The organism is Jeotgalibacillus terrae (assembly GCF_016908195.1).
GTDB classification, from domain to species: domain Bacteria; phylum Bacillota; class Bacilli; order Bacillales; family Jeotgalibacillaceae; genus Jeotgalibacillus; species Jeotgalibacillus terrae.
The window spans coordinates 174682-196242 of record NZ_JAFBDK010000004.1 but is presented as its reverse complement, the minus strand read 5'-3'; the positions used below and the strand labels follow the sequence as shown (position 1 = coordinate 196242).

Sequence of the window (21561 nt, the reverse complement as noted above, 5' to 3'; positions counted from 1 at the left end):
ATAACCGCTGACCCTATACGTGGAGGGCTGTGCTTTCCTGCCCCCGGGCGGTGAGCCTCCGTCCTCCACTCCAAGGGTCAGCTGATTTGTATTTGAAGCATAATTTTCACCTGGACGTCTTATTACATTTGCCGTACATTAAAACTCACTCTTCCACTTCGCAAGTTCAGTCACTTGGTCTTCACTGATATAAGACATTTCCTTTGCCTGCTCAATTAATGTATCGAAATCAGTAACTGTAAAATACGGTACACCCGCTTCTTTGAATTGCTGCTGTGCTTTTTTGAATCCATATGTAAACAGTGCAGCGACTCCAAGTACTTCAATTCCTTCTTCCTCAAGTGCTTTGACTGCGTCAAGGCTGCTGCCGCCGGTTGAAATTAAATCTTCGATCACGACTGCTTTTTTACCAGGTATGACCTTTCCTTCAATCTGATTCGTCTTTCCGTGTTTTTTAGCTGATGATCTAACATAATTCATCGGCAGATTCATTCTTTCGCTGACCCAGGCCGCATGGGGAATGCCTGCTGTTGCCGTTCCTGCAATGATTTCTGCGTCACTGAAATTTGTTTTGATCAGTTCTGTCAGCTGATCAGCTGCGAAAGATCTGATTTCAGGATATGACATGATTAACCGGTTATCACAGTAGATTGGTGACTGAATACCGGAAGCCCACGTAAATGGATTGTCCGGATTTAATTCCACTGCTTTGATTTCAAGGAGGTATGCTGCCATTTTTTTATTCATCAGTCCCGCTCCATTCTGTTTTTATTTGGTGATAGCTTCTAACAGGATCTTCGCTGCCTGTAATGGCTCTTCCTACGACGATCGCTGAGGCTCCCAGCTTTGCTGCTTCTGATGGTGCAGCGGTCCGCACCTGATCGTTTGCATCTGTTCCTTTTGGACGGATACCCGGCGTAATATATTTAAAGTCAGAACCCAGCTCACTGATTAAGTGACGGCAATCAGTTGCTGCACATACAACTCCGTCGAGGCCTGCCTGTTTAGCAAGGATCGCGTAATGCTGGACGGATTGAATAAGGCTACTCTGTATCTGCTGATCATTTTGCATCTGTTCTTCTGAAGTGGAAGTAAGCTGGGTCACAGCAATAATCTCCGGACGCTTTCCATTAACAGCTCCTTCATTCAGCCCTTTAACAGCGGCCTTCATCATATTGAGTCCGCCTGCTGCATGAACATTTACAAGGTCTACATCGAGTGATGCAAGCTGTATCATCGCTTTTTGGACTGTCGTTGGAATATCGTGCAATTTCAGATCTAAAAAGATTTTATGCCCCATCATTTTAATCTCTTTAATAATAGAAGGACCGCTTTCATAGAAAAGCTCCATTCCGACTTTTACAAAGAGCTGCTCATCAAATTGCTTCAGAAATGTCTTTGCTTCTTCACCTGTAAAATCAAGCGCGATAATTGGCAGTTTCTCCAACTTTCCAGCTCCTCCCTTTTAAATCATGGATGTGCTCCACTTCGAGTTCATCTAATATCGCCTGAAGTTCTTCAATGATTTCCTTGCAGACAAACGGATTAACAAAATTCGCTGTCCCGACTGCTGCTGCACTTGCACCAGCTGATATAAAATCAATCACATCCCAGGCTGAACTGATGCCACCCATGGCAATAATCGGCAGGTTCGTTACCTGACTCACTTCATATACCATTCTGAGTGCAACCGGTTTGATTGCAGGACCCGACAGCCCTCCGGTTTTATTCGCAATCACCGGCTTCCCTGTTCGGTGATCGAGTCTCATCCCGACAAGAGTATTAATCATTGTAAGTCCATCAGCACCGCCAGCTTCTACTGCCAGCGCCATTTCTTTGATATCTGCTACATTGGGTGACAGCTTTACATAGACTGGTACATCAGAGACTGCTTTTACTTTTGCTGTCAGCTCTTTTGCAACTTCCGGGTCTGTGCCAAAAGCAATTCCGCCTTCTTTTACATTTGGACAGGAAATATTCAGTTCAAGTGCATGAACATTTTCTGCACGTGAAATGTTTTTAGCGACTTCTACATAGTCCTCCACCATTGACCCTGCAACGTTTGCGATCACCGGCAGATCATATTGGGAAAGCCATGGAAGTTCAGTATTCATTACTTTTTCAAGTCCCGGGTTTTGCAGCCCGATCGCGTTCAGCATACCTGAAGAGGTTTCGGCTACACGGGGAACGGGGTTTCCAAGGCGTTGCTCGAGTGTCGTTGCCTTCACCATAATGGATCCGAGCAGGCTTAAGTCATAAAACTGACTGTATTCACGCCCAAATCCAAAGCACCCGGATGCCGGCATAATCGGATTTTTCAACTCAAGCCCCGGGAGGCTGATACGAAGCTTATCCATAGACTAACTCCCCTTTCGGAAAAACAGGTCCGTCTGTGCACACCTTTTTGTAAAGTTCCGGGCCGTTAACAGCACACACGCACGCCAGACACGCGCCAATACCGCATCCCATTCTCTGCTCCATTGAAATGTAGCCGGGAATTTTATCAAAAAGTTTTTCAACAGCATTCAGCATTGGTACAGGACCACAGGCATAAAAGATATCCGCTTTTATATTAAACTGTGCTGCTGCATCAGTAACAAACCCTTTTGTGCCATAAGATCCGTCTGCAGTAGTAATATATACCGGCCCCAGCGCTTTAAATTTATCTTCATAAAATACTGCTTCAGCGGATTCAAAGCCGAGGATATGAATCACTTTCTTCCCACGTGCCTTTAGTTGCTTTGAACATTCATAGAGAGGCGGAACACCGATTCCGCCTCCAATTAATACCGCCGTTTCCCCTTTCACATCTTCAACCGGGAACCCGCTGCCAAGCGGGCCCATCACATTAAGATCCCCTGTCTGCTGAGCCAGCTCTATCGTACCGGCACCTGTCGCTCTGTAGATCAGCGTCATTGTCTGCTTATTTTTATCGTAAGAAGAAATGCTGATCGGTCTTCTGAGCAGAGGATCATTTGCTTTTTTCACTTTTATATGGACAAATTGACCGGGCATTGAGATTTCATCGACCAGCGGCCCCTGTAATTCAAGTTCATATATATATTCAGCAATTTCCTTCTGGCTGAGAATTTTCATTTTTTCAACTTTGATCATACAAGTGCCGCCTTTTTAATTGGGCTCATCGGCGCCATTGTAAAGTTCATGGACTCAAGCACGCGAAGCATTGCTTCTGCTGTATCAAGGGATGTCAGACACGGCACACCATTTTCTACTGACTCTCTTCTGATTCTGAACCCGTCTCTTGCAGGCTGCTTTCCTTTTGTCAGTGTATTGACAACAAGCTGTATTTCACCTGACTGAATGCCATCAATCAGTGTTTTGCCCTGCTCACCGATTTTGTTAATCGGCTCTGCCGGAATACCCGCTTCGTTGAACGATTGTGCAGTACCTTCAGTTGCCAGGATATGATACCCGAGTCTGTGGAATCTTTCTGCAAGCATCGTCCCCGCTTCTTTATCTTTATCAGCTACTGTCAGCAGTACTGAGCCATGATGTCTGATATTCATTCCAGCTGCTGTCAGGCCTTTATAAAGTGCTTTCTCGAGCGTTTCGTCTTTACCGATTACTTCCCCAGTTGATTTCATTTCCGGTCCAAGTGTAATATCCACACGCTTCAGCTTGGCAAAAGAGAAAACAGGAACCTTTACATATACACCGTCTTTTTGCGCTGCGATTCCAGTCTCATAACCGTGTGAACTGATCTTTTCACCAAGAATGGCTTTCATCGCTAAGTTCGCCATCGGAATCCCTGTAATTTTACTCATAAAAGGTACTGTCCGGCTTGATCTCGGGTTCACTTCAAGCACGTAGATTTCTCCTTTGGAAATCACGTACTGAATGTTAATTAGCCCTTTAATGTTTAAGCCTTTTGCGAGGCGGATCGTATAATCTTCAAGCGTTGAGATCTGCTCTGCTGTTAAGGTCTGCGGCGGGTAGACAGCGATCGAGTCTCCTGAGTGTACACCTGCCCGTTCAATGTGCTCCATGATTCCCGGAATACAAACTGTTTCACCGTCACAGATTGCATCAACTTCGATTTCCTTCCCGGTCAGGTAGCGGTCTATTAGTACCGGGTGCTCAGGACTCGCTTTTACAGCTGTGTTCATGTATTGTCTGAGTTCCTGCTCATGATAGACAATTTCCATCGCTCTGCCGCCCAGTACATAAGATGGCCGTACCAATACCGGATAGCCGATCTCACTTGCAATGACTACAGCCTCTTCTTCTGAAACAGCGGTTTTCCCTTCAGGCTGGGGAATGTCAAGGTTCTTCAATGCTTTTTCGAACTGATCTCTATTTTCCGCTCTGTCTACATCTTCAAGAGATGTACCAAGAATCCTGACACCTCTTTTAGCCAGCCCGTCTGCAAGGTTAATCGCAGTCTGTCCGCCGAACTGTACCACGACACCTTCAGGCTGCTCAAGGTCAATCACATGCATGACATCTTCAAGCGTCAGCGGCTCAAAGTACAGCTTATCTGAGATCGAGAAATCTGTTGAGACTGTTTCAGGATTACTGTTAATCACAATCGCTTCATAGCCTGCTTCTTTAATGGCCCATACTGAATGAACCGTTGCATAATCGAATTCCACACCTTGTCCGATACGGATCGGGCCGGAACCAAGAACGATCACTTTTTTGCGGCTGCTGACGACAGATTCGTTTTCATCTTCATAAGTACCGTAAAAGTATGGCGTTTCTGATTCGAATTCTGCTGCACATGTATCAACCATTTTATAAACCGGCATGATGCCTTCTGCTTTTCTTCTGTTATAAATATCTTCTTCAGTCATATCCCACAGTCTGGCGATTGTCTTATCGCTAAAGCCCATTCTTTTGGCTTTATAGAGAGTTTCTTTTGTACGGCTCTCACTCAGCACTTTCTCGTACTGAACGATATGATTCATTTTGTTCAGGAAGAAGTGATCGATTTTACTCCACTCATGAATTTCCTCAATCGTTACACCCATACGCAGTGCTTCACCGATATAAAACAGTCTTTCATCTCCTGCTTTTCTGATCCTGCGCTCTACCCACTCTGCATCATTCTGTTCAATTTCAAGATGATAGACGTTGTTTTCAAGGGACCGTACCGCTTTTAACAATGATTCTTCCAGCGTACGGCCGATTGCCATCACTTCTCCTGTTGCTTTCATCTGTGTACCAAGATTACGTTTTGCGGCTTCAAATTTGTCAAAAGGCCATCTTGGGATTTTCGTTACAACATAATCAAGTGCCGGTTCAAAACATGCATAGGAAGTACCTGTTACCGGGTTAATCATTTCATCAAGCGTCAGCCCGGTTGCAATTTTTGCTGCGAGTTTTGCAATTGGATAACCGGTTGCTTTAGAAGCAAGTGCCGAAGATCTGCTCACACGCGGATTGACTTCGATAATATAGTACTGAAAGCTGTCCGGGTCGAGTGCAAGCTGGACATTACAGCCTCCTTCAATGCCAAGTGCTCTGATAATTTTCAGTGAGCAGTTTCTGAGCATCTGATATTCACGATCACTCAAAGTCTGTGAAGGTGCCACTACGATTGAGTCTCCTGTATGAATACCGACCGGATCGATATTTTCCATATTACAGACAACAATGGCATGGTCATCCTTATCACGCATGACTTCATATTCAATTTCCTTAAATCCGGCAATGCTCTTTTCAAGCAGACATTGCGTCACTGGACTGTATTTTAATCCTGATGTGACAACTTCAATCAGTTCTTCCTCATCGTGGCAGATCCCGCCGCCTGTACCGCCAAGTGTAAATGCAGGGCGGACGATGACAGGATAGCCGATTTCATTAACAAAATCGTAAGCTTCATCGAGGTTATGGATAATTTCACTCTCGGGAACCGGCTCATTTAACTCATTCATCAGTTGTCTGAAAAGATCTCTGTCTTCTGCCTGCTGGATCGCATCGAGCTTTGTTCCAAGAATTTCTACATTGCATTCTTCAATAATACCACTTTCAGAAAGTTCTACTGCAAGATTCAGGGCAGTCTGACCGCCAAGTGTCGGAAGCAGCGCATCCGGCCTTTCCATTCTGATAATTCTGCTGATAAAGTCTACTGTTAAAGGTTCCATATACACTTTATCTGCAATCTCAGTGTCTGTCATAATGGTGGCAGGGTTCGAATTGACAAGCACAACACGGTAACCTTCTTCTTTTAATGCAAGGCAGGCCTGCGTTCCTGCATAATCGAATTCAGCTGCCTGGCCGATAATAATCGGACCTGATCCGATCACGAGAATGGTTTTAATATCAGTACGCTTAGGCATATTGAACTTCCTCCTCTTCCATCATGTTGATAAAACGATCAAATAATTCGTTGGCATCTTCAGGTCCGGGTGAAGCTTCAGGGTGATACTGGACCGAGAAAGCTGGCTGATCTCTATGTTGTATTCCTTCAACTGTTCCATCATTCAGCGCTTTATGCGTAACGATAAAGTCTGTAGACAGCAGTGAGTCCTCTTCTACTGCGTAACCATGGTTTTGAGATGTGATCGCAACTTTGCCGCTTGAGAGTTCCTTCACCGGGTGGTTGGATCCGCGATGACCAAATTTCAGCTTGAACGTGTCAGCTCCTCCTGCAAGTGCAAGCAGCTGATGACCGAGACAGATTCCAAAAATCGGAACTGATCCGATCAGCTGTTTGACAGTTTCTACAGACTCAGGTACAGACTTTGGATCTCCAGGGCCATTGGTTAATACCACACCATCCGGGTGAAGTCTCAAAATTTCTTTTGCTGATGTGTGATAAGGTACAACGATGACATCGCACTGTCTGCGGTTCAGTTCGCGTAAGATTCCGTGCTTCATGCCGTAATCAACAACCACAACGCGCTTTCCTCTGCCGGGACTAGGATATGCTGACTTGGTAGATACCCGGCTGACCTGGTCTTTGGCCAGCTCAGAGGATTTCAGCTCAGTAATTATTTGATTCACATCAGCATCATCTGCACAGATTCTGCCTTTCATCGTGCCGTAACTTCTGATCAGGCGCGTCAGTCTTCTTGTATCTACACCGGATAGACCGGGGATTTTCTTTTCCTTCAGCAGGTCATCAATGCTTGCTTCACTTCTGAAATTAGAAGGCAGATCACATGCTTCCCTGACGATCAGCGCTTTAATGTATGGGTGAATCGACTCAAAATCATCTCTGTTGATGCCGTAGTTCCCAATCAGCGGATAGGTTAGTACAACCATCTGGGCGCAATAAGACGGGTCTGAAAGAATTTCCTGATAGCCTGTCATACCTGTATTGAATACAACTTCTCCTTCAGCTTCTCCCATCCAGCCAAAACCTTCACCTGAAAATACTGAACCATCTTCTAAAATAAGCTGCTTTTTCGTCATCACTTTTCCTCCTGCCATACGATTTTTCCTTTACTTACAGTGAGTGAGACATGTCCAGTCACTCTATATCCGTTAAAAGGCGTATTCTTTCCTTTAGATAAGAAATTGTCTTTATTAATGTCACTTTCAGCCGTCAGATCCAGCAGTACCAAATCAGCGTCTGCTCCAACAGCAAGCTTCCCTGCATTCAGTCCAAATACTTCTGCGGGCTTTACTGACAGCCACTTAATCAGCTGATCCATTGTCCAACGGCCGCTTTTTACGAATTCCGTATACAGCAGCTGGAATGCTGTTTCAAGACCTGTTATGCCAAACGGTGCCCTCAGCATTCCTTCAGCTTTTTCATCAGCCGCATGCGGTGCATGATCTGTTGCAATAAAATCAATCGTTCCATCTTCCAGACCTTCGATTAAGGCCTGCTGATCGTCTGCAGAACGCAGCGGAGGATTCATTTTAAAGTTCGCATCCTCCCCAGGAATATCTTTTTCATTGAGCAGCAGGTGGTGCGGTGTGACTTCAGCTGTTACTTGAATGCCCGCCTTTTTCGCATCACGAATCACTCTGACTGACTCTTTTGTAGATACATGGCACACGTGATAATGACATTTTGCTGCTTCAGCAAGTAATACATCTCTTGCAATTTGTACTGACTCACAGACTGACGGAATCCCCGGCAGCCCAAGCTCGGCTGACCGGTTTCCTTCATGCATGCAGCCGCCATGGATAAGGCTGTTATCCTCACAGTGTGCAACTACTGCCTTATTAAGCTGTGCAGCTCTTTTCATTACCTGCAGCATCTGATCTGCGCTTTGAATACCAACACCGTCATCAGTAAATGCAAATGCTCCCTGTGCTGCGAGGCTTTCAAGATCATTGATTTCTTTTCCTGCAAGATTTTGCGTAATGGAAGCGTAAGGCAGAACAGGAATAACTGCATCTTCCTTTATTTTGTTCTGGATATCGTTAAGTGTCTCCACATCATCCGGAACAGGTCGCGTGTTAGGCATTGCGCATACAAGCGTATATCCGCCCCGGGCTGCTGCCTGCGTTCCTGTTTTTATCGTTTCTTTATGTTCTCCGCCAGGTTCTCTTAAGTGAATATGAACATCTGTAAAGCCGGGAGAAAGAACTTTTCCGCCCGCTTCAATGATCTCCTCGTTATGTAAGGCTTCGAGGTTACCGATCGACTGAATTGTTCCCTCAGCGATTCTGACATCCCCTGCACCAAAACCATATATATCTGCACCTTTAATTAATAAGCTCATGTTTTGTCTCCTCTCTTTTTGCCTGTACATACTGAAGCATAGCCATACGTGTCACAACACCATTTTTCATCTGTTTAAATATGCGTGACCGTTCGCACTCAACCAGCTCATCTGCAATTTCAACTCCGCGGTTAACCGGCGCAGGATGCATTATGATACTGTTTTTCTTCATTTTTCTTTCTCTGTCCACTGTCAGTCCGAACTGTTGATGATATTCCTGCTTCGTAAAGTTTTCTCCAAAAGCGTGCCTTTCATGCTGCACTCTCAGCAGCATCACCACATCGCTTTCTTTTACTGCCTGATCCATTTCTACAAATGGAATATCCGTCATTTCCGGATCACGCCACGCAGGAGGTCCTGAAAAGTTCACCTCAGCACCAAGTCTCTGGAGCGCATACGTATTTGATCTCGCTACTCTGCTGTGCCTGATATCGCCTGCAATGGTAACTGTCAGACCTTTAAAAGTGCCAAACTCCTGGTAGATCGTCAGCAGATCAAGCATACATTGTGATGGGTGATGTCCCATTCCGTCACCGCCATTAATGATTGAAAGGGAAACTTTATCTTTCAGTGCATCAAAGTACCTCTCTTCACTATGTCTGATTACAACAACATCCACACCGATTGCTTCAAGCGTTTTTACTGTGTCATAAAGCGATTCGCCTTTACTGATTGAAGCGGTTCCGGCATCAAAGGAAAGAACATTCATTCCGAGCTTTCTCTGTGCCATTTCAAAACTGCATTTCGTTCTTGTACTGTTTTCAAAAAACAGATTGGCTGCATACAGGTCAGGCTTTGGAGGAGGCTGATGGGTCTGAAGCGTCTCAGCCTGATGAAGCACCTTATAAATGTCTTCAACTGTCAGTTCGTCAAGTGTGAGAAAATGCATGTGTGAACCTCCCTGTGAGTTGTCTTAATCATATAAAAAAACCGCTTTTTGAGAGCAGGCTCAAAAAGCGGTTTTAGACAGACTGATCCTGTCAGAAACCCTTTTGAAAGCCTCTCTGGACTTCATTTAAAAGGATTGTTATGCGGCTTTATTTTCATTAAAAAGCGTTTCTTCTTCTTTCTTGCGGCCTGGTAAAATCAGGTTCAGTGCGATTCCTATAATCGCTGCGAGCGCCATTCCCGGCAGAACGAATGTTTCGCTGAACTGAACATATGCCCCGCCTACTCCGATAATCATAATGACAGATGCAATGATCAGGTTTCTTTTATAAGCGAAATCTACTTTTGCTTCAATCAGCATTCTGAGTCCGCTCGAAGCAATAATGCCAAAGAGCAGGATCGACACACCACCCATAACAGGCGTTGGAATCGAGCTGATCAGTGCGGATATTTTTCCTACAAATCCAAAGAGAATCGCGAGAACTGCTGCGCCTCCTATTACAAACACACTGAAAATTCTTGTGATTGCCAGAACACCAATATTCTCACCGTACGTTGTGTTCGGAGGTCCGCCAATCATGGAAGCGATCATTGTCGCAACACCATCGCCGAGTAATGAACGGTGAAGCCCCGGCTTTTCCAGAAAGTTTCTTCCGACTACTTTACTGACAACCATCTGATGACCAGTGTGCTCTGATAATGTCACAATTGCGACTGGCACCATGATCGCAATGGCTGTCCATGAGAACTCAGGTGTGTAATTCACAAATGGCATATACAGATCAGGTACAGCAAACCATGGTGCATCCAGCACAGGCTGGAAGTTCACAAGCCCTGCAAAAAATGCGGCAATGTAACCCCCTGTAATCCCGACAAGAACCGGTATCAGTCCAAAGAATTTCTTGAAATAAATTGATGCAATGACTGTAATGGCAAGAGTGATCAGCGCTACTGTGATATGTGTTCCGCTATAAATAAAGTCAGCAGGAGCTGCAAGCGGATTTTCGTACATCGCCATATTAACAGCAGTCCCAGCAAGACTCAGACCAATCACGATGATGACCGGACCGACTACAACCGGAGGCAGAATTCTCATCAGCCAGTTTACACCGAACTTATAGATCAGCATGGCTACTGCACCATATGCAAGCCCTGCAAAAAATGCGCCAAGCATTGCTGCCTGAGGGCCTCCGAGTTCAGTGGCTGTGATTATTGGGGCAATGAATGCAAAAGACGAACCGAGATAAGCAGGTATCTGTCCTTTAGTGATAATCAGATAGGCAATTGTGCCAAGTCCGCTTGAAAGCAGTGCAGTGCCGGGACTTAAACCGACAAGCATCGGTACGAGAACCGTTGCGCCAAACATAGCGAATAAGTGCTGGAGGCTGAGTGTAAGCCATTGGTTTAATTTTGGTCTTTCTTCCACATCTAAAATCGGTTTAGCAGTTTGTGTATTTGTCATTGAAATTCCTCCTAATAAAAAACGCCTCTTTGCCAAGCGCATGGCAAAGAGGCGCCAGAAGATCGTCTGATCTCCTGTAGTCTCCTTCGCCAGCCTCTCCGGACTGCATTAAAGGATGTTTATTTGTTTATTGTAACCTGTTCAAACTGATCTGTTTCCTGCAGTTCAACACTGATTTTTTCGCTGCTTGATGTCGGAATGTTTTTGCCGACGAAATCAGCTCTGATCGGAAGTTCTCTGTGTCCCCGGTCAATGAGGACTGCCAGCTGAATCTGGGTAGGTCTGCCGTTATCCATAATGGCATCCATTGCTGCTCTGACCGTTCTTCCTGTGTAGAGCACATCATCTACTACAATCACTTTTTTATTATTGATATCCAGTGAAAGTTTTTTACTGTGAACAACCGGTTCACCGGTTGTATGTTTCTTTTCAAGGTCATCACGATACATGGTAATATCCAGCTCACCGACTGGTACGGTTACCTGTTCGATTGACTCGATTCTTTCTTTCAGACGCTCTGCTAGATGTATGCCCCGTGTTTTGATCCCGACGAGTACACAATCTTCCACGCCTTTATTCCGCTCAATGATTTCGTGGGCGATTCTTGTCAGTGCCCTTTTCATCATCTGCTCGTCCATCACGACTGTTCCAGACATGTCATCATTCTCCTTTATAATCAGGATACTGAGTTATAAAAAAACCCTCCCGGCTTATGAGCAGTCGGAAGGGCAGAAATATGCTGTAATATTCGCTAAGCCTTCCCTGTCTCTCTGGACCGGATTAAAGGTTTCAGTTATGAAGTTGTTCTCATTCTAATCTTTCTTAACCGGATTGTCAACGTCATTCCGTAGTTTTTCGACAAACTCATCAAAGCTTGCCGGAGCAGGTGCAGTGAATTCTATATATTCTTCAGTACTCGGATGTACAAATCCAAGAACTCCTGCGTGCAGTGCCTGTCCATTTAAGTCAGGCGTTTTACGGGGTCCATATTTCGGATCTCCTGCAAGCGGATGACCGATATGCTTCATATGAACGCGGATCTGATGAGTGCGTCCCGTCTCAAGGATACACTCAACAAGTGTGAAATCCTTAAATTTCTCTAATACGTTAAAATGTGTGATGGCAAGCTTCCCGCCATCAACCACAGTCATACTCTGGCGGTTTTTTTTATCCCGTCCGATTGGCGCATGAATGGTACCGGCAATGTTATCGAGCACACCATGTACAACAGCCGTATATTTTCTCGTTACCGTCTTATCAACTAACTGCTGTACAAGCTTTTCATGTGCGATATCATTTTTAGCGACCATTAATAAGCCTGATGTATCTTTATCAATTCTGTGTACGATACCTGGACGCAGGACACCGTTAATGCCTGAAAGGTCTTTACAGTGAGCCATCAGACCGTTTACCAGGGTACCTGAAAGGTGACCTGGTGCCGGGTGTACGACCATTCCTTTTGGTTTATTAACGACGATGACATCAGCATCTTCATAATAAACATCCAGGTTCATTTCTTCTGCTTCCACATCAAGCGGTTCAGGGTCCGGAATTTCAACCTGTACCTCATCTCCCGGTACAGCTTTATAATTCGGCTTCGTTTTAGCACCGTTTACAGTTATGTTACCTTCTTTGATCCATTGCTGCACCTGCGTTCTTGACCAGTTATATTCAAGTCCCGCCAGCACTGCATCTATGCGCTTACCTTTTTCATTCTCCTGTATTAAGTGTTGAATGTTTTCCATTTTTCTTCCTCTTTTCCTGCACTTCTTCTAAAATCATCTGAATAAACAGCATGATTACACCGATTGTCAGTGCTGCATCTGCAATATTAAAAATAAAATTGAAGAATGTCAGCTGAACAAAGTCCACTACTTCCTGCCTGAAGATGCGGTCAATAAAGTTCCCTACCGCTCCACCAAACAGAACCATCAGACTTGCACTGAACAATTTATTTCCTTTAGCATGTTTGTGATAGTAATAAAGAATTCCTGCAATTACGATCAGTGTGACGATATAAAATAGCCACATCTGTCCTTCAAGCATTCCCCATGCCGCACCTGTATTACGATGCGAGGTCAGGTAGAAGACACCGTCAATTATATTGATCGATTCCCCTACTTCCATATTCCGGACAACCAGCCATTTAGTCAGCTGGTCCACTGCGATAATAAATAAAGCCAGCAAATAATAGATCACTTGTCTACCTCCGTTATCTCGTTGCAAACCCTTAAAGTATTGTAGCATAATTCAAAGACTTAGACATGATTACAGAAGATGTTTCGTAAATAGTTTGGTTTTTAACAGGACCACGTCCGATTTTGACTCATTTACAGAATAAGAAAAGAAGGCAGGAATCAAGTTAGCTTGAATTCCTGCCTTCTTTTCTTATTCTGTCCTTTTCAAGCAGAGCTTGAAAAGCCAAGCCTGCTTGCAGGCTTGGAATGAGCCAAAATCTATGCACTCTCTAATTAGTAAAGCTGCCGGCAATATAGCCGGCAGCCTAAGTGGTATTATTCTGCAGTTACATCCGCATAATGCTCTTTTACGACAGATGCACATCTTGTACAAAGTGTCGGGTGATCGCTGTCATTGCCAACGTCAGTAGTCACTGTCCAGCATCTTTCACACGTTTCACCTTCAGCTTTTTCAACTGCCACTTTATGGCCTTCAAACTGAATTGCCTGCTCAGGTGCACCCTCTGAATTTGAAAGCTCAAAGTCAGACACAATAAACAGCTGCTTCAGATCTTCATTTACTGAAGATAAAAGTTCATACGTCTTTTCATCAGCATACAGCGTCACTTTAGCGGCCAGTGACTTACCGATCAGCTTACTGCTTCTTGCTTCCTCAAGCGCCTTAAGCACGTCATCTCTCACATCAAGAAAGGCATTCCACTTATCAAGCAGTGCCTTTTCATTTTCATACGTTGCTGCTTCCGGCATATCAGTCAGCTGAACGCTTTCTTCTGTTACACCAGGAATGAATGACCATACTTCATCTGCAGTATGAGAAAGAATTGGTGACAGCAGCTTAACAAGTGACACAAGTGATTCATACATCACAGTCTGCATCGCACGGCGGTCAGGATGATTTGCTGCTTCGATATATAAAATATCTTTTGCAAAATCAAGGTAGAATGAGCTTAGATCTGTCGTACAGAAATTATTAACCGTATGGTAGATTGAAGCAAACTCATAATTTTCATACGATGATGTAACTGATTTTACTACCTGATTCAGACGAACCATCATGAATTGATCAACTTCTCTTAAATCCTCAAATGATACCGCATCTTTTGCAGGATCAAAATCAGCAAGGTTCGCTAACAGGAAGCGCAGTGTATTACGCATTTTACGATATACTTCAGCAACCTGCTTTAAAATTGGATCAGATACACGTACATCCGCCTGATAGTCAACTGACGCTACCCACAGACGCAGAATATCAGCACCAAGCTGATTCATAACTTTTGAAGGCAGAACAACATTACCGAGTGATTTACTCATCTTACGTCCATTACCATCCAGAGCGAACCCGTGGCTTAGCACACCTTTATAAGGTGCTTTACCTGTCACAGCAACACCAGTTGTCAGTGACGAGTTGAACCAGCCTCTGTACTGGTCACTTCCTTCAAGATAAAGGTCTGCAGGACGCTGCAGATCATCACGGACTGTCAATACTGACTGGTGTGATGAACCGCTGTCAAACCAGACATCCATAATATCCTGTTCTTTTGTAAAGCGGCCATTAGGACTGCCAACATGTGTAAACCCTTCAGGAAGAAGATCTTTTGCATCACGCTCAAACCAGATATTAGAGCCATGTTCTGCAAACAGATTAGAAACATGTTCGATTGTTTCTTCCGTAATGATTGCATCGCCATTTTCAGCATAGAATACCGGAATTGGCACACCCCATGCACGCTGTCTTGAGATACACCAGTCACCACGGTCACGGACCATGTTGAAAAGTCTAGTTTCACCCCAGCCTGGGATCCACTTTGTATCTTTTACTGCCTGCATTAATTCATCTCTGAATTTATCAATAGAAGCAAACCATTGTGCAGTTGCACGGAAAATAATCGGCTTTTTCGTTCTCCAGTCATGCGGGTAGCTGTGAGTAAAGAATTCAAGCTTTAACAGGGCTCCTGCTTCTTCAAGCTTTTCAGTGATCGGCTTATTCGCAGTATCATAAAATAGTCCTTCAAACCCTGGTGCTTCAGCTGTAAATACGCCGCGGTCATCAACAGGACAAAGTACATCAAGCCCATATTCTTTACCTGTGATAAAGTCGTCTTCACCATGTCCCGGTGCAGTGTGAACACACCCTGTACCAGCATCAGTTGTTACATGTTCACCTAGTACCACAAGTGATTCACGGTCATAAAGAGGGTGCTGTGCAGTTACATGCTCAAGGTCAGAACCTTTAAATGTATCAGTTACTTCAGCCTTCTCCCACTCCATTGTTTCCTGAACTTTTTCAAGCAGTTCTTTTGCAACGACAAACTTTTTGCTGCCGGTATCAACCACTACATACTCAAGATCCGGGTGAAGCGCGATTGCAAGGTTAGCAGGAATTGTCCAAGGCGTTGTTGTCCAGATAATGAAAGCAGTGTCTTCATCCAGTTTGCCTTTACCATCTTTTACATCGAATGATACATAAATTGAAGGAGAGCGCTTATCCTGATATTCAATCTCTGCTTCTGCAAGTGCAGACTCACTTGAAGGTGACCAGTAGACAGGCTTTTTCCCTTTATAGATATAGCCTTTTTTCGCCATCTCACCGAATACGCGGATTTGTTCTGCCTCATATTCAGGGTTCAGTGTGATATACGGGTTATCCCAATCGCCACGAACACCGATACGCTTAAACTGAGTGCGCTGGTTATCGATCTGCTGCAATGCGTATTCTGCACACTTTTCACGGAATTCCGCTACAGTCATTTCCTTACGCTTCACACCTTTATTTGTCAGTGCCTGCTCAATCGGCAGACCGTGTGTATCCCAGCCTGGTACATAAGGGGCCTGATATCCGCTCATTGATTTGTAGCGCACGATGAAATCTTTTAATACTTTATTCAGTGCATGACCCATGTGAAGGTCACCGTTAGCATATGGAGGACCATCATGCAGGACGAATAGCGGACGACCTGATGTTCTCTCCTGAACTTTTTTATAGATGTCCATTTCTGCCCATTTTTCCTGCATGTCCGGTTCACGGTTTGGCAGGTTTCCACGCATAGGAAACGCAGTTTTTGGCATTAGTAATGTATTTTTGTATTCCATTTTTTCTCCTCCTGTTTTCACTCATACTTAATACAATAAAAAAACTCCCCCATCCCTGGTAAAGGGACGAGAGAGCCTGTGCTTCACGCGGTACCACCCTTATAGAAAAAAATCATACTTTTTCCACTTAAGTAACGGTTAACGCTGTTACACGTTCAGACTTACTCGGCTTCAGTCTGAAAACTCAGGGATGATTTTCTTATGTGAATCCGTACCGGGCTGGCACCATCCCCGGTTCGCTGCAGACGGATCATCACATCATACTATTCCCTTCAAAGTTGATGAATCATATAAGTGCATTGAAAAGACATTTCATTTTAACAGTTTAATTATAGTAACATAAAGCTTAAACGTCAATATTTCTTAATCATGATCAGGCTCTAGACTTTTCAGTTCTTCTGTATCGAGGTCGTATTCCATCAGTTCGTCCCAGTCATCGTTATTGATCAGGTCGAGCTGTGCTTCAATAAGCATTCTGAATCGTGTACGGAAGACTTTTGACTGCTTCTTAAGATCTTCAATCTCAAGGGCAATTTTTCGAGCTTTTGTCAGTGATTCATTCACTATTCTGTCAGCATTTTTTTCTGCTTCTTTCACAATCAGTTTTGCTTCTTTATTTGCACTGCGCTTTACTTCTTCAGCGGCTTCCTGGGCGACGACAATTGATTTGTTGAGCGTTTCTTCAATTGTTGTGAAGTGGCCCAGTCTTTCTGTATGGTTATTCAGTTTTTCTTCAAGTTCCTTTTTCTCACGCAGAACAAGTTCATAGTCTCTCATCACGTGGTCAAGGAATTCATTTACTTCATCTTCATCATATCCTCTGAACCCCCGGCTGAAATCTTTATTATGTATATCAAGCGGTGATAACGGCATCATCTGCACCTCCAAAACTTTTTGTCTCTATTATCCATTATACTGATGATTCGACCTTTTTGGGGAAAATCCTTTTAATTCTTTCATTATGATTGCAGGAAATAAAAATTGAGTCTGATTTTTTCTTTTTTTGTCAGCCCGCTTCTCTCACCGACCCTCATTCTCCCATGTCCCCTGACCGAGATCATATCACCCTGGTCTAATTCGAAAGAAGTTTTCTCTTCCTGTCTGAAGTTCACTTTCACCCTTCCTCCCTGGATCAGCAGCTGGGCTTTTTGACGTGAAAGATTTAAGGAACTGGCAATCACTGTATCAAGACGCATAGAGGATACAAGTACATTTTTTTCACTCCACCTGTTTTCCGGCTGAATGATATTTTCCCATCTTTCTTCCGTTACATTCACTTTAGCTTTTCCTGCCTGTATAAAATTCATCATAAGAAAATCCTTCATATCTTTTGATGTAATGATTTGAATACTGTCTTTCGCAGCAAGAATGTCTCCAAGCGCCTCCCGTTTAATACCAAGCCCCATGAGTGACCCTAGTATATCTCCATGTGTGAGCTGTACAAATTTTGAGGGGAAGCCGACATCTAGCAGAGACAGTTCAAAGTCTTCTTCTGAGGGAGTTAAATACTCCGGATAGATGAACGCTCTTTTCCGTTCACTCTCATCAGTCCCGCCATCAAATGAAGCTTTTATTTCACCTGCTGACCCTATAATTGACTGTATAATGAATTGCTGCCTCGGATCAAGAAAGTGAGTCAGCCTGGGCGCATATTTAAACTCAACATCCTGCTTCCAGTCCAGCACCTGATCGATAAACCCTTTTTCTTCTTCCCGGAAATGCTGATATACTGTCATATTTGTCATACCCTTTCTATACAAGAAAGCCCGGTGGCTGCCACCGGGCTTTGAATAGTTATTAAACCATACGAATAATCAGTTGAAATAACTGTTCCAACCCGCCAATTGCCAGGTTAAGTGCGATGATTGCTATCAGCGGGGAAATATCAATCATGCCAAGAGGTGGTATGATTCTCCTGAATGGCTCGAGGTAAGGTTCACAGATCTTTGCGAGAATCTGACCAAAACTGCTCTCTCTGGCATTTGGGAACCATGAGAGCAGGATATAAATAATTAGTGCATAGCTGAAGAATGTTAATAACATACTCAGCACCTGAAATATTGAAATTAAAACACTGTCCATTCTGCTTTTAACCACCCATCATGTTAATCTTCTTGAATTAAATCTGTGATATTTCCACTGACTTCTATATTATCAGGCGTGCATAAAAAGATATCAGTACCGACCCGCTGAATGTCCCCGCCGATTGCATAGACAGTTCCACTCAGAAAATCCACGATTCTTTTTGCCTGATCTTTACTGATACGCTGAAGATTCACCACGACTGCGCGGTGACTTTTCAGATGATCGGCAATCTCCTGAGCTTCAGCATACATTCTCGGCTCCATTAAAACCATTTTTGAAGACTGCTGAATGCTTTGAAGACTGACCACATTCTGTTTTTGAGAAGACTTTTTAATACTTCTCGGCTCTTCAGGTGTCTCTTCAGTTATTTCTTCAACGTATTCCTCTTCTTCACCAAAGAAAAAATCTTTAAATTTCGTTTTCATCCCCATAATACGGATTTCCTCCTTTATTCTCCGACGAGCGAAGATCCGATTCTTATGTAGGTAGCTCCTTCTTCAATGGCTATCGTAAAGTCATTTGACATCCCCATTGACAGCTCCGTGCAGGGTGCGTGCTGCAGATTCTTTGCAGCAATTTCCTTTCTGAGCTCTGCCAGCTGTTTGAAACAGCTGCGGATCACCTCTTCATCTTCAGTCAGCGGCGCCATTGTCATCAGGCCAATTACCTTTATTTTATCATAATTTGCGAGTTCTTCGACAAATTGTGAAGTATTTTCCGGAGAAAGTCCATGTTTTTGTTCTTCTCCTGACACATTTACCTGAATAAAGCATAAGACCTGTTTTTCAGCACGCTTTTGAATTTCCTTTGCAAGTGAGATCCTATCCAAAGAGTGGAGAAAGTCTACTTCATTAATCACATTTTTCACTTTTCTTGATTGCAAAGAGCCGATATAATGCCAGTTCACTTCGCCGCTGATGGCTTCACATTTTTCTTTGAATCCTTCAGGACGGTTTTCACCAAGATGGACAAGTCCTGCATCAACTGCCTCCTGGGTTCTGTCATTACTGACATACTTTGTGACTGCTACTATGTTAATATCATCAGTATTTCTTCCGGCGCGCTCTGCCGCCGCCTGTATATCTTTTTTTATTACGTTCAGCTTTTCAGATACTTTCAATGCTATTCTTCCCTCCATCCGATCACAGCAGACATCCTGCCTGTTTTCCCCTGGTCTCTCCGATGTGAGAAAAACAAATCCTCATGGCAGGATGTACACATTTCACTCAACAATATATGTTCATCCTTTACACCTGCCGACTGAAGGAGCTTTCTGTTCAGTTCCGGCAGATCAAGCTTGTATTGATCAGTTCCAGTCTGTTCATAAATTCCGGGTGATTGTGAAACTTCCCCTGGCAGCTGGCTGATGACTTTATGATCAACTGTGTAACAGCATTTGCCGATTGAAGGACCAACCATTACATGGATTTTATCTATGCAGACTCCAGCTTCATCAGCCTGTCTGATCATTTCACCGGCAATATTCTGAACACTGCCTTTCCAGCCTGCGTGTGCGACACCAGCGAATCCTGTTTCCGGTTCAGCAAAATAAATCGGCACACAATCCGCAAACCCGAGTGAAAGCCCAAGCCCCTGATCAAAAGTCCAGAGGCCATCTGCAGCTTTTACCGCTTCATTATAAGATTCAGTACCCATTCCGGCATGACGTGCAGTCACTTTCACTACACGGGTACCGTGAATCTGGTCTGCAAATATCCATTTGTTTAAATCCCAGCCGCTGCTTTTTGCGACTGCCCTGCGATTATGGATGACATCTTCCTGATGATCCTGAACATGTAAACCAGTATTCAGCGTTGAAAAATGTCCGCTGCTGATACCTCCGTTTTTTGTTGTAAAGATTGCAGTCAGGTTCGGGAACCTTTTTTTCCATAAAGGAGATTCCAGAAATATATTTGATTGATCAGCAACCATTTGCATGTATATCAAACCTTTCTGTCTATGCAGAGATTCAATAAGAGTGTACCATAAATCCTTAAAAATCTCCTTATTTGATGAGCGTCTCCTGATTGATTGGGTGTCTGACCAATATGACATCATTACCGATCTTTGCAACGTCTTTCCACATGATTTTCACTTCTTCACCTTTACTGAACCAGCCTCCTGAGGAATGTAAGATAAAAGAATCAATCATGCCGGTTTTAACATTAAGGTCTATATCAGCGATCAACCCCAGTTTTTTACCGTCCGTTATAGATACAATATCCTTTGATTGCAGATCAGAAATTCTCATCATCTATCTCCTCCCTGCTATATCATATGCAGCTGACTATGCTTTACGAAACTTTTACCTCACCGCAGGAGCTTCTAAAACAGTAAAAAGCCGGGGCAGCCCCGGCTTTTTATAAAAAATATTTATTCATCTGTTTAATGGCTCCTTTTTCAAGACGGGAAACCTGAGCCTGTGAAATTCCGATTTCTTCAGCTACTTCCATTTGGGTTTTTCCATTGAAAAAACGGTTTGTTAAAATCAGTCTTTCTCTGTCTTCAAGATCATACATGCCTTCTCTGATTGAGAGTTCTTCTATCCATCTTTCATCGCTTACCCGGTGGTCTTTTACCTGATCCATCACATACACCGGATCTCCCCCGTCCTGATAAACCGGTTCGAAAAGGGATACCGGTTCCTGAATCGCATCCAGTGCAAAAACAATATCTTCTTCAGGTATACCTGTGCGCTTTGATATGTCACTGATTTTTGGTTCCTTAGAAGTTTCAGTAATGAGCTCTTCTTTGGCTTTAAGTGATTTGTAGGCAATATCCCGAAGCGACCTTGATACACGGATCGGGTTATTATCTCTCAGATGTCTTCTGATCTCTCCAATGATCATCGGAACAGCGTACGTTGAGAAGCGCACATTCTGGCCGAGATCAAAATTATCAATCGATTTCAAAAGGCCGATGCAGCCAACCTGAAACAGATCATCCGGATTTTCGCTTCTGTGACTGAAACGCTGAATGACGCTTAAGACCAGCCTGAGATTGCCATAAACAAGTTTTTCTCTTGCTTCATTATCGCCACTTTGAAAAGCAGAAAAATACTGTCTCATTTCTTCATTTTTATAAATTGGAAGTGAAGAAGTATCAACACCACAAATTTCAACTTTCCGGGACATGAGATTTTCCTCCAGTCGGGAGTAATTGTTCTCGTTCAGTATGTCCCTGCACATGAAAA

At 43.8% G+C, this 21561-nt stretch carries 21 protein-coding genes and 1 other annotated feature; all 21 genes read right to left on the bottom strand.

From position 1 onward, the window contains the following. Positions 1-138 precede the first annotated feature (138 nt). The 21 genes from pyrE to sigG all read right to left on the bottom strand — a co-directional run bounded on the left by pyrE (position 139) and on the right by sigG (position 21502). Positions 139-747 carry an orotate phosphoribosyltransferase gene (gene pyrE, locus JOD21_RS05405; protein WP_204728641.1) on the bottom strand — a complete coding sequence of 203 codons (609 nt, stop codon included), beginning with the start codon at positions 745-747 and terminating at the stop codon, positions 139-141. Beyond that, on the bottom strand, positions 740-1447 hold the full coding sequence (pyrF, locus tag JOD21_RS05400; RefSeq protein ID WP_204728640.1) for an orotidine-5'-phosphate decarboxylase: 708 nt from the start codon (positions 1445-1447) through the stop codon (positions 740-742). The genes pyrE and pyrF overlap by 8 nt, the downstream gene beginning before the upstream one ends. Continuing rightward, the gene (locus JOD21_RS05395; RefSeq protein ID WP_204728639.1) at positions 1419-2357 is read right to left on the bottom strand and encodes a dihydroorotate dehydrogenase; all 939 of its coding nucleotides are present in this window, start codon (positions 2355-2357) and stop codon (positions 1419-1421) included. Before JOD21_RS05395 ends, pyrF begins: the two co-directional genes overlap by 29 nt. After that, the gene (locus tag JOD21_RS05390) at positions 2350-3114 is read right to left on the bottom strand and encodes a dihydroorotate dehydrogenase electron transfer subunit (RefSeq protein ID WP_204728638.1); all 765 of its coding nucleotides are present in this window, start codon (positions 3112-3114) and stop codon (positions 2350-2352) included. The genes JOD21_RS05395 and JOD21_RS05390 overlap by 8 nt, the downstream gene beginning before the upstream one ends. Continuing rightward, on the bottom strand, positions 3111-6302 hold the full coding sequence (carB, locus tag JOD21_RS05385; RefSeq protein ID WP_204728637.1) for a carbamoyl-phosphate synthase large subunit: 3192 nt from the start codon (positions 6300-6302) through the stop codon (positions 3111-3113). Before carB ends, JOD21_RS05390 begins: the two co-directional genes overlap by 4 nt. Further along, positions 6295-7380: a carbamoyl phosphate synthase small subunit gene (locus JOD21_RS05380; RefSeq protein ID WP_338032873.1), complete on the bottom strand. Its 1086-nt coding sequence runs from the start codon at positions 7378-7380 to the stop codon at positions 6295-6297. The genes carB and JOD21_RS05380 overlap by 8 nt, the downstream gene beginning before the upstream one ends. Further along, positions 7380-8645: a dihydroorotase gene (locus tag JOD21_RS05375; protein ID WP_204728635.1), complete on the bottom strand. Its 1266-nt coding sequence runs from the start codon at positions 8643-8645 to the stop codon at positions 7380-7382. The genes JOD21_RS05380 and JOD21_RS05375 overlap by 1 nt, the downstream gene beginning before the upstream one ends. Next, the gene (locus JOD21_RS05370) at positions 8629-9534 is read right to left on the bottom strand and encodes an aspartate carbamoyltransferase catalytic subunit (RefSeq protein WP_204728634.1); all 906 of its coding nucleotides are present in this window, start codon (positions 9532-9534) and stop codon (positions 8629-8631) included. Before JOD21_RS05370 ends, JOD21_RS05375 begins: the two co-directional genes overlap by 17 nt. A 138-nt stretch (positions 9535-9672) precedes the next feature. Beyond that, positions 9673-10995: a uracil permease gene (gene uraA / locus JOD21_RS05365; protein ID WP_239581431.1), complete on the bottom strand. Its 1323-nt coding sequence runs from the start codon at positions 10993-10995 to the stop codon at positions 9673-9675. Positions 10996-11114: 119 nt separating this feature from the next. Beyond that, positions 11115-11651 carry a bifunctional pyr operon transcriptional regulator/uracil phosphoribosyltransferase PyrR gene (gene pyrR, locus JOD21_RS05360; RefSeq protein ID WP_204728632.1) on the bottom strand — a complete coding sequence of 179 codons (537 nt, stop codon included), beginning with the start codon at positions 11649-11651 and terminating at the stop codon, positions 11115-11117. A 156-nt stretch (positions 11652-11807) separates the two neighbouring features. Continuing rightward, complete coding sequence (locus JOD21_RS05355) at positions 11808-12740, bottom strand: RluA family pseudouridine synthase (protein ID WP_204728631.1); 933 nt, start codon at positions 12738-12740, stop codon at positions 11808-11810. Then, complete coding sequence (gene lspA, locus JOD21_RS05350) at positions 12706-13194, bottom strand: signal peptidase II (RefSeq protein WP_338032872.1); 489 nt, start codon at positions 13192-13194, stop codon at positions 12706-12708. The genes JOD21_RS05355 and lspA overlap by 35 nt, the downstream gene beginning before the upstream one ends. A 314-nt stretch (positions 13195-13508) precedes the next feature. Beyond that, positions 13509-16283 (bottom strand): isoleucine--tRNA ligase, encoded by a 2775-nt coding sequence (gene ileS, locus JOD21_RS05345; protein WP_204728629.1) that lies wholly within the window; start codon positions 16281-16283, stop codon positions 13509-13511. A 59-nt stretch (positions 16284-16342) separates the two neighbouring features. Continuing rightward, positions 16343-16568, bottom strand: a binding site (T-box leader). Between the two features lie 78 nt (positions 16569-16646). Continuing rightward, positions 16647-17156 carry a DivIVA domain-containing protein gene (locus JOD21_RS05340; protein ID WP_204728690.1) on the bottom strand — a complete coding sequence of 170 codons (510 nt, stop codon included), beginning with the start codon at positions 17154-17156 and terminating at the stop codon, positions 16647-16649. A gap of 86 nt (positions 17157-17242) precedes the next feature. Continuing rightward, positions 17243-18019: a YlmH family RNA-binding protein gene (locus tag JOD21_RS05335; protein WP_204728628.1), complete on the bottom strand. Its 777-nt coding sequence runs from the start codon at positions 18017-18019 to the stop codon at positions 17243-17245. A gap of 61 nt (positions 18020-18080) precedes the next feature. Further along, a complete protein-coding gene (locus JOD21_RS05330) occupies positions 18081-18365 on the bottom strand; it encodes a YggT family protein (RefSeq protein WP_204728627.1) in 285 nt (94 codons plus the stop codon). A gap of 23 nt (positions 18366-18388) precedes the next feature. Next, positions 18389-18799 (bottom strand): cell division protein SepF, encoded by a 411-nt coding sequence (locus tag JOD21_RS05325; RefSeq protein ID WP_041122330.1) that lies wholly within the window; start codon positions 18797-18799, stop codon positions 18389-18391. Between the two features lie 17 nt (positions 18800-18816). Beyond that, a complete protein-coding gene (locus JOD21_RS05320; RefSeq protein WP_239581429.1) occupies positions 18817-19488 on the bottom strand; it encodes a YggS family pyridoxal phosphate-dependent enzyme in 672 nt (223 codons plus the stop codon). Positions 19489-19490: 2 nt separating this feature from the next. Continuing rightward, complete coding sequence (gene pgeF / locus JOD21_RS05315; RefSeq protein WP_239581427.1) at positions 19491-20306, bottom strand: peptidoglycan editing factor PgeF; 816 nt, start codon at positions 20304-20306, stop codon at positions 19491-19493. A gap of 67 nt (positions 20307-20373) precedes the next feature. Then, positions 20374-20622, bottom strand: coding sequence for a YlmC/YmxH family sporulation protein (locus JOD21_RS05310; RefSeq protein WP_204728625.1), 249 nt, complete (start codon positions 20620-20622; stop codon positions 20374-20376). Between the two features lie 106 nt (positions 20623-20728). Next, positions 20729-21502, bottom strand: a complete 774-nt coding sequence (gene sigG, locus JOD21_RS05305) for an RNA polymerase sporulation sigma factor SigG (RefSeq protein WP_204728624.1) — start codon at positions 21500-21502, stop codon at positions 20729-20731. Between the last annotated feature and the right edge of the window lie 59 nt (positions 21503-21561).